An 8340-nucleotide genomic window follows, 5' to 3' on the forward strand; every position below is an offset into this window, starting at 1 on the left:
AAAACGGGTCCTACACTTCCTGGAACCCGGCCGCCTTGGCGGTTACGTTCCACTCCTCAATCCGGGAGCCAAGCATGTTGCTCAGCTCCCGTGCAGTTGTTGAGTGGAGGTAGTGCCGGACACCATGAATCGTGACTTCGATGCATTCCCCCTGGTCGTCACCAGTCAGCGCAACGCCCACATGGCCGTCCGGCCAGTTGTTGGGCACTTCCGGCTCATGTGTCACGCTGACCGGTTCGCGTATCACCTTGATCTGCTGGCGCTCGGCTTTCAACCTGCTCGCTTTTCCCACGTTTCTCCTTCGTCCGAATGATCCAGCAAGTATCCCTGACGGCTGCCGCCGGCAGCGGCAGACTTCCCCATGGTCTAAGACAAGAGCGCCCGACTCCCCCACCGCTGGGGTCGGGTTCTTTTCAGCCTGGACGACACAGGACGGCGAGGCGGGGCCACCTTGACCAGGCACAGGAACCACCGGGCCGGCTGGGTTCTAAAGCGCTGGAGGGGATTTACGCTGAGGTGCTGTCCGTTCTTGCACCACACCCACCACGCGCCGCGCACGGCAGGAACGAAACCGCCAAGACTCAGCCGGAAAACCCCGAGAAATCAAGGAAAGCCATTGACCTCTAATGCTTCTAATAGTACTATTAGAAGTGAAAGGAACGATGGAGGGGAGCCTGAAATGAACACGGAAACAGCAGTAGTCACGGTCTACACGAAACCGGTGTGCGTCCAGTGCAATGCCACCTACCGGGCCTTGGATAAGGCGGGCATCAGCTACGAGTCGGTGGACGTGACCGCCTCCCCCGAAGCCCTGGAGTACGTCCAGGATCTCGGCTACTCCCAGGCGCCGGTCGTCGTCGTCAATGCAGACGATGAAAACCACTGGTCGGGCTTTCGGCCCGACAAGATCGGCCAGCTGGCCGCCGCCCTCAAGATCGAATGCCCGTAATAGTTCCATTAGAAGTGAAAGAGGCAGTCATGACCGAAACCACGCAGCAGTACAGCCAGGCGGAAACCAATCGCCTGATCCGGGCCGAGCTGAAAGCGACGTACCCGGGAACCGCATTCACTGTCCGGGCCTCCAACGGGGCCGGCATCACTCAGACGGTCATCGGCTGGGAAATTTCCTACCGGCCGACGACGACCGAGTTTGACGGCTACTACTCCCCCGTCACCTGTGAGCTGACCGCAGGGCCGAGTGAGGCAGAGATCGACGCCCTGGCGGCACGCTACAGCTCCTGGGAATGGGCCGGCGACGACGGCGTGAGGGATCATGCGCCCGAGCGCCTGGTGGCCACCGAGGCCGGCCGACTCCCGCAGCCGGTTCGCTATGGGGCCGGGAACGTGACGGCATACCCAAGGTATCGAAACGTTGACCTCTAACAGTTCTAATAGTACTATTAGAACTGTTAGAGGTTCTGATGAAAGGAGATCGAAAATGACGATCATCACCCACACCCGCGAGGCCGGAACGCTCATCGAAGGCACCGCGAAGGGCGACGGCTCCAACGCCGTCCTCAAGGCGGCCGGCTGGCGCTGGTCCCGGAACCTGGGCACCTGGTACGTGCCGCACACCCGGGACCGCGCAGCACGCCGGCACTTGATCATGAACACCGCCGAGCAGCTGCGCGAAGCCGGCTTTGCCGTGGAAGTCGAAATCAACGACACCGCCAGGCCGGCGGCCGCCGTCGAGCAGGACAAGGCGCAGCGCGCGGGGGAGAGGGCCGAAGCTTTGGCCGCCCGCGCAGTGCGTAGGGAATCGGCAGCGGAGCACGCACAGCAGCTGGCACACGCGGCTGACGCCCGCCTTCCCGAGGGAGGGGAACCGATCAAGATCGGCCACCATTCCGAGAGCCGGCACCGCAATGCGATTGCCAGGGCCAACCGGGCGACCCGCCGCGCTATCGCCGCCGACCAGGAAGCCAAGCAGGCGGCCGAGCAGGCGGACACGGCAGCACTGGCCACCATCCGGCGCTACAACCCCGTTACTGTCGCCAATCGCCTGCAAACCCTTGGAGCGGATCTGCGGCGGGCAGAGCGCCAGCTGAGCGGCCACACGCGCACCCTCTACAAGATGGGGGATACCCGCTACGTGGAGGCGTCGGAGCCGGCCCAGGGAGAGTACGCGGAGCGGCTGCAGGCGCGCATCCAGGAGCTGCAGGACCAAATCAGCTACTGGGAAGGGGTCAGGGCCGAGCAGATCGCCGCAGGCATGGCCGGGAACTACGGCCCGGAGTCGATCAACAAGGGGGACCAGGTGAAGTTCCGGGGCAACTGGTACGAGGTCCGGCGAGTCAACCGCAAATCAGTCACCATCCCTTCCATGGTCGCCGGCAGCTGGACCGACACGGTGCCGTACCACGAGCTGTCCGGCCACCAGCCGGCCGTGTTCTAAAGTTTCCCTCTATCACTTCTAATAGTACTATTAGAAGTGATAGAGGTTATCAAGCACGACCGCACGAACTGTGGTGAAATTGCGCGGAAGTGCTGGACAAGATTCACCCCTAAAACTACTAATAGAAGTATTGGAGGTATTCATATGAGCGCGCAGATCATCGCCGTGTGCAATCAGAAGGGCGGCGTCGGCAAGACGACCGTCACCGCGGGCCTTACCGAAGTGCTGGCCCACCGCCTGGGCAAGCGGGTTCTCCTGGTGGACGTCGATCCCCAGTTCAACGCGACGAGCAACATGGGCGTCAGTGGCCCGGAGTTCACCCTGAACGACGTCCTGGCCGGGGGAGAGGGCAACGAGGTCATCCCCGGAGTCATGGCCGATGCAGCCGTGCCGGCCGGCGCGGAGTGGCAGGCCGACGCCGAGAAGGGCCAGGAGTGGCCGGCGGTTCACCTGGTGGCCGCTGAGCGCGCCCTGGCGGGCCGGGAGCAGGACCAGATGATGGGCCGGGAGCACCGGCTCCGGATTGCACTCGACGGAGCCACAGAGGGCTATGACGTCGTGTTGCTGGATTGCCCGCCATCCCTGGGCCAGCTGACGATCAACGCCCTGGTGGCCGCTGACAGCGCGCTCCTGGTCACGGAGCCTCGCGCATCTTCCGTCGAAGGACTGTCCGAGATCGTCAAGACCCTGGGCAGCGTCCGCAGCTTGTTCAATCCGGGCCTGTCGCTGGCCGGCATCATCGTCAACCGCGTGAGCAAGCGCAAGAGCGACCAGGCCGAATGGATCGAGAAGCTGGAGGCAGACTACGGCCCGCAGTTGCTGCCGCCGTATCTGCCCGAGCGGGAGGCTTTCGCGAAGGCGAACTCGGCGGCCGTGCCGCTGCGCCACTATGGCCCGAACGGCCGCGAGCTGCTGGACCGTCTGGAAGAGATCGCACGAACCATCACGAAGGAGGACTAGAACCATGGCAGAGAACCGACGACGGGGGAGTGCCCCGGACAAGGACGCCCTGGCAGCTCTAGGAACCGCCGGCCCGTCGAGGCTGCGCAAGGCGGCCGCCAGTGACGTCGTGAGCGAGCTGGCCGGACAGGCCGCCGCTGCACCGGCCCCTGTTGAACCAACCGGTAAGCCGGCCAAGGCGGATCGGCCGGCGAAGGCCGCCCCGAAAAAGACCAGCTTCTACCAGATGGAAGAGGACGCGGACCGGATGCGCGCCGCGTACCTGAACACGCAGCTGCACACCCGCTACCGCTCCCTGAGCGAATTCATCAACGCCGCCATTGACGAGAAAGTCAGTGCCCTGGAGCAGGCTTACAACGGCGGCCAGGAATGGCCGCCCCTGGCCGCCCGCGAGATCCCCCAGGGAAAGCCCCTGGGCAGCTGACCCCCATTACCTGCGAGAGAGGAACGCACCATGGACGAGGAAACCCCCGAAGTCATCCGCGCGGCGGATGACGCCTACGAGGCAATCCGCACGATCAATCACCTGACGATCACTCAGGTTCACGCGGCACCCACGGTATACAGCGTCCTGGGCAACCTCAAGGGAGTAGGGCACTTGCTGCCCCAGGCATGCACGCAGCTGGCCAAATCTCTTGGCCGATCCTTGGATGAGTACGACGTGTACGAGGACGACGACCGCGACCCCGTTGCCTCCGTGGCCACCGCCACGGACCACCTGACCCGGGCGGCCCAGTTGGCCGCTGAGTTGGGCGCCGAGCTGGAGAAGGCGCAGAGCGCCATTTCCAGGCAGGGCTACCGCGAAGTTCCGCGCCCGTGAGTCTTTCGTCGGGGGAAACGATGCGCCTCTCTGCCTATACTCCGGAAATGACTAATGAGGATGGAAACAAACCACGGGTGGCCCTGCTTGTCACCGACTTGGATAACACCTTGTGGGACTGGTTTCATGCCTGGCATGCGTCATTTGGCGCTCTCTTGGACGGTCTGGTCGCCGCCTCTGGCGTTGAGCGTTCTGTGTTGGAAGAAGAAGCGCGGGCCATTCATCGGCGAAGGGGAACCACGGAGTACTCATGGCTTGTAGACGAGCTTCCTTGCCTGCAGGAACTTTCTGGCAAAGTCACCCCGAGGGAGGCCTTCGATGATGCCCTCCACCAGCAGAACAGTGCACGGCTCAAGGAAACATTCTTGTATCCGGGTGTCGTTGAAACGTTGACGGCTCTCCACAATGCCGGGGTACCTGTCGTGGGCTATACAGAGTCTCCCAGGTTTTGGACAGAGTGGCGGCTGAGGACGCTCAAGCTCGACGGGCTGCTAGAGGCCGTCTGGTCTCCGCGGGACCATGACAGCCCGAAGGGGCTTGATCCCGTTAGTCTTCGGCGGTACTCGGCCGAAAATTATGGACTGGCCGAGACTAAGCACGAGAACGTGGCGGATGGAGCGGTAAAACCGAACCCCGAAGTGCTGCGGGAGATCCTGGCCCCCTACGGCGTGCCCTATTCCGAAGTGGCCTACATTGGCGACAGTCTCCACAAGGACATTGCCATGGCTCAGGATGTAGGAGTCATTGATGCTCATGCCAAGTACGGCGTGAGCCATGAAAAGCCGGCGTACGAGCAACTACGGCGTGTTTCACATTGGACAGAGGCTGATATCGAGCGTGAGAAGCTGTCCCTGCCAAAAGTAACGCCGGTTCCCTCGTACTCCTTAGCGAAAGGCTTCCATGAACTTCTTGAAATCTTTGACTTCCAGTCGGTCCGAGCTGCCAGATAGCAGCACAGTTGACGCTTACGTTGACGTTTGGAAGAAGACGATTGAGGTTCAGCAGCATTTCAACGACCTCAGCTGGAGAATTAGAGCCCTTTGGCTGACCGCCTTGACGTTCGCGCTTGGTGCGACTTTTGTTGCTTTTAAGGACGGCAAAAGTATCGAGCTTCTGGGTGTGGGACAAAAGTCACCCGCACTTTTGGTCCCGGTCCTGGGGCTACTGCTATGGCTAGGGTTCTGGTTTGTCGACCGACAGTGGTACCACCGGCTGCTGGTCGGATCCGTGCAAGAAGGAATGAGCCTCGAAAAGAAACTTCGAGACCTAGGCGTGGATGTATCGCTAACAAAGACAATCGGCGACGCCAGCCCCTGGAACACATGGTTGGGCCAGCTGCATTCAGCCCACAAGCTGAATTTCTTCTACGTGCTCGGCGGATTGCCTCTAGTCCTTAGTTTTTTTGTTCTCTTGTTCCAGCCATAGCGCATAGCCTCATCTGGCGATCCCACCTGACAGTCTCCTTAACCGCTGATAACATAGGTTATACAGGAGGTTGATATGACGATCACCAGCCCCGAGAACGCTATTGCCAATGCCCGGCGTGCCCGTGCGCGCCGCGAGCTGGGCGGCCTGGACTACATCAGGAATGTCCGCGCGGCCGTGGAGACGACGGACCAGCGCGTGGTCGCGCGTGCCCTGGGCGTCAGTCAGCCGGCCATTAGCCGGCTGCTTTCGCAGGCCGAGGCCAGGGGGGTGAAGCCTGTTCCCGAGGGTTTCAGCGGTGCCAGCCCCTACGAGATCGCAGAGCGCTACGCGGCCGGAGATATCGACCGTGACGCCATGATCCGCGAGTTGTCAGCTTGGCCTTATCCGAAGAACGAAGGCGCGGCCGCAGCGGCGGCCGAATGGGAGTCCACGCCCTATATGGACACCCCGGGATCGTTCGCGGAAGTCGGCCGGGCCTTTGATGAAGGACTCATCGACGGCGACGCCTACGACCAGATTCTGGATGCCTCCGACGAGGCTCCCGAAGTCTGATGACTACGCTGTAAAGCGTGACTACCGAAGACCAGGCAGCAGCGCACCGCGCCACCTTGGAGCGCCTGGGCGTAGACGGGGGACCGCTGACCGCCCAGAGCAAGACCGCGACCGCTCAGAACCCTGAGTGGTTCAACGTCCGCCGAGGCGAGCCACGCCAGGACCGCAGGCGGTTGCACAATGAGATCCTTGCACGCTTCATTGAGTCGCGCTCCGAGGTCCGCCGCGATAAGAAGGCGATTGTCCTTGCGGGCCCTCCCGGTGCCGGCAAGTCCACCGCGCAGGCGGCCCTCATCCAGGCAACCCGGACGCAGCCGGAGCACTGGCTGCCGATCAACGCAGACGACTTCAAGGACGAGCTGCTGCAGCAGGCCCGCCAGGATGGAAGCTACGACAGTTACCTGGTGCCGGACGAAGTGCGCGCACTGGAAGCAGCGGGGGAGAAGTTCTACCCGCGCGAGCTGGCAGCCCTGGTCCACACGGAGTCATCCATCCTCGCCAAGAAGGCACGCAACGAGGCGCTGGAGTCAGGGATGAATGTCATCATCGACGGCACCCTGGGCAACGAGAAGCAGGCCAGGATTCTGCTGGACCGCCTGCAGGCAGCCGGCTACGACGTCCTGGTTGCCGACGTCGAGACAACGCAGGACGTCAGTGAGGCGCGCACCATGGGCCGCTGGGAACGCGGCTACCTCGACGCCGAAAACGGAACGGCCGCCGGCCTCGACGCCGAGCTGGGCGGGCGCTGGGTTCCACAGTCATTCCCCGCATCACTGTTCAACGAACCGAGCGACACAGAATCCGTTTGCGCCGCTAACGCAGCGGCAATCGCCGCCGACTACGGGTGCGTCAGTGAGTACCAGGTCTACCGAGTTGCGGACAGGGATGCCAGCCCCAAGCTGGAGACAACGCAGGGCCGCGCCAAGGCCGGCGGACCCCTCGTTGACAGCGACACCCTGGCGGCCGTTCGTGCCGCCTCGACAACACGAGCTACGCGCCACAACAGCCGGCCTCAGAGTGGCAAAGACTTCGGACGGTAACAACGTGGAAGGCACATTCTCCGAACGTATCGAAGCCGAGATCCGCAGGGGAGAAATCGACTCGCCGGCAGCGGAAGAAGCTGCCCAGCTCGAAGGCTGGATCAGGGACGGCGTACCGGCGCCGGACGCCACAGCCCGCCGCTTCAAGGACAACAGTTGAGCCCGAAAACAACAGACGCCAATCTGCAGCGCCACGTCGAGCGCCTGATCGATGCCTGGTTTTCCCAGCCTGGCCTCAAAGCCAAGATGGACGACGGTGACGACGTAAACGCATTTCTCAACTGCGTTGGCTTCGCCAATGCTGCTGCCGAGTGCATGCGAACCTACCTGAACACCAACCCCAACGATCGAATAGCGCGAGGTATCCTGGCTCGCTCGATCTTTGAACTCGGCGTCACGTGCGTGTGGCTTTCCCTCACTGGCCTGGAAGGGTTCGAGGCGTTGCGATGGGACCAGCAGCGACAAAAGAAGAACCTGGCGAACGAGATGAATGGAGCCGACACCAACGAGGAGTTGAGCGCGACTATCGCGAGAGTTACGTCGCAGGAGCCGCATCCAAAGAACTCCAGGGCAGAACAGGCTCGGCGATTCGATCTGATGGTCAAGTCATTGGACACGGGTGCAACGCCGCTATACGCCATTTACAGGATGTACAGCGAGTACACTCACGCCTCGTTGGGAGTCTCCAACAGTTACATCGACGAAGACGGCGACGGCGAAGTTGGAGTCTACTTCCCGGCGCGACACCAAGCTTTGAATGATCACTTGGGGACAGCCGTCGCACCCTTCGTGTGGGCCATAAACGCCGTCAATAAGATGCTCATCGACGAACCGTTCAGCGCCAGTCTGGATACCATGAAGAAGCTTCTGGAGACAGGAATCGACTTCACCCTAAAAGTCCCGGAAACACCCTAGCTTTACGTAATATCCGTTATCGGTAGTTAACTATCACTTGTGGAAGTGGCTTCGGAAGGGGCTTCTTCTGTGACCCAAGTCCGCAGTTCCCCCCATCCCGATAAAGGTCGAAATGCTGCGCAGGGTGAGCCGTCAAGGGTCGGCCGAAGGCTCATCACGAAGTGACGCGTGGCGCCCTTGACGGTGCACCAGGAGCAGCAACAATAAGAGGGCCGGGAGGGGGGAGTTCC

13 protein-coding genes are annotated in these 8340 nt (G+C 61.9%); 12 read left to right on the top strand and 1 reads right to left on the bottom strand.

Annotation, left to right across the window (positions count from 1 at the left end):
* Positions 1-10: 10 nt before the first annotated feature.
* Positions 11-292, bottom strand: a complete 282-nt coding sequence (locus ACFX4T_RS25425) for a hypothetical protein (RefSeq protein WP_377655174.1) — start codon at positions 290-292, stop codon at positions 11-13.
* Between the two features lie 387 nt (positions 293-679).
* Here ACFX4T_RS25425 and nrdH point away from each other — a divergent pair, with 387 nt between their 5' ends.
* The 12 genes from nrdH to ACFX4T_RS25485 all read left to right on the top strand — a co-directional run bounded on the left by nrdH (position 680) and on the right by ACFX4T_RS25485 (position 8110).
* The gene (nrdH, locus tag ACFX4T_RS25430) at positions 680-949 is read left to right on the top strand and encodes a glutaredoxin-like protein NrdH (protein ID WP_377655176.1); all 270 of its coding nucleotides are present in this window, start codon (positions 680-682) and stop codon (positions 947-949) included.
* A 29-nt stretch (positions 950-978) separates the two neighbouring features.
* Entirely contained in the window at positions 979-1383 is a 405-nt protein-coding gene (locus ACFX4T_RS25435) for an LPD29 domain-containing protein (RefSeq protein WP_377655178.1), read from the top strand.
* A 55-nt stretch (positions 1384-1438) separates the two neighbouring features.
* Positions 1439-2395, top strand: coding sequence for a DUF3560 domain-containing protein (locus ACFX4T_RS25440; RefSeq protein ID WP_377655180.1), 957 nt, complete (start codon positions 1439-1441; stop codon positions 2393-2395).
* A gap of 144 nt (positions 2396-2539) precedes the next feature.
* Positions 2540-3355, top strand: coding sequence for a ParA family protein (locus ACFX4T_RS25445; protein ID WP_377655182.1), 816 nt, complete (start codon positions 2540-2542; stop codon positions 3353-3355).
* 4 nt (positions 3356-3359) lie between these two features.
* Complete coding sequence (locus tag ACFX4T_RS25450; RefSeq protein WP_377655184.1) at positions 3360-3779, top strand: hypothetical protein; 420 nt, start codon at positions 3360-3362, stop codon at positions 3777-3779.
* A 30-nt stretch (positions 3780-3809) separates the two neighbouring features.
* Positions 3810-4175: a hypothetical protein gene (locus tag ACFX4T_RS25455; protein ID WP_377655186.1), complete on the top strand. Its 366-nt coding sequence runs from the start codon at positions 3810-3812 to the stop codon at positions 4173-4175.
* A gap of 47 nt (positions 4176-4222) precedes the next feature.
* Positions 4223-5125 (top strand): HAD family hydrolase, encoded by a 903-nt coding sequence (locus ACFX4T_RS25460; protein WP_377655188.1) that lies wholly within the window; start codon positions 4223-4225, stop codon positions 5123-5125.
* A complete protein-coding gene (locus tag ACFX4T_RS25465; RefSeq protein ID WP_377655190.1) occupies positions 5076-5600 on the top strand; it encodes a hypothetical protein in 525 nt (174 codons plus the stop codon). Before ACFX4T_RS25460 ends, ACFX4T_RS25465 begins: the two co-directional genes overlap by 50 nt.
* A gap of 75 nt (positions 5601-5675) precedes the next feature.
* Complete coding sequence (locus ACFX4T_RS25470; protein WP_377655192.1) at positions 5676-6155, top strand: LysR family transcriptional regulator; 480 nt, start codon at positions 5676-5678, stop codon at positions 6153-6155.
* A gap of 17 nt (positions 6156-6172) precedes the next feature.
* Positions 6173-7195: a zeta toxin family protein gene (locus ACFX4T_RS25475; RefSeq protein ID WP_377655194.1), complete on the top strand. Its 1023-nt coding sequence runs from the start codon at positions 6173-6175 to the stop codon at positions 7193-7195.
* A gap of 4 nt (positions 7196-7199) precedes the next feature.
* Positions 7200-7355, top strand: coding sequence for a hypothetical protein (locus tag ACFX4T_RS25480; protein WP_377655196.1), 156 nt, complete (start codon positions 7200-7202; stop codon positions 7353-7355).
* Complete coding sequence (locus tag ACFX4T_RS25485; RefSeq protein WP_377655198.1) at positions 7352-8110, top strand: DUF5677 domain-containing protein; 759 nt, start codon at positions 7352-7354, stop codon at positions 8108-8110. Before ACFX4T_RS25480 ends, ACFX4T_RS25485 begins: the two co-directional genes overlap by 4 nt.
* Positions 8111-8340 lie beyond the last annotated feature (230 nt).

It is taken from the genome of Paenarthrobacter sp. YIM B13468 (assembly GCF_042788025.1).
Classification (GTDB): domain Bacteria; phylum Actinomycetota; class Actinomycetes; order Actinomycetales; family Micrococcaceae; genus Arthrobacter; species Arthrobacter aromaticivorans.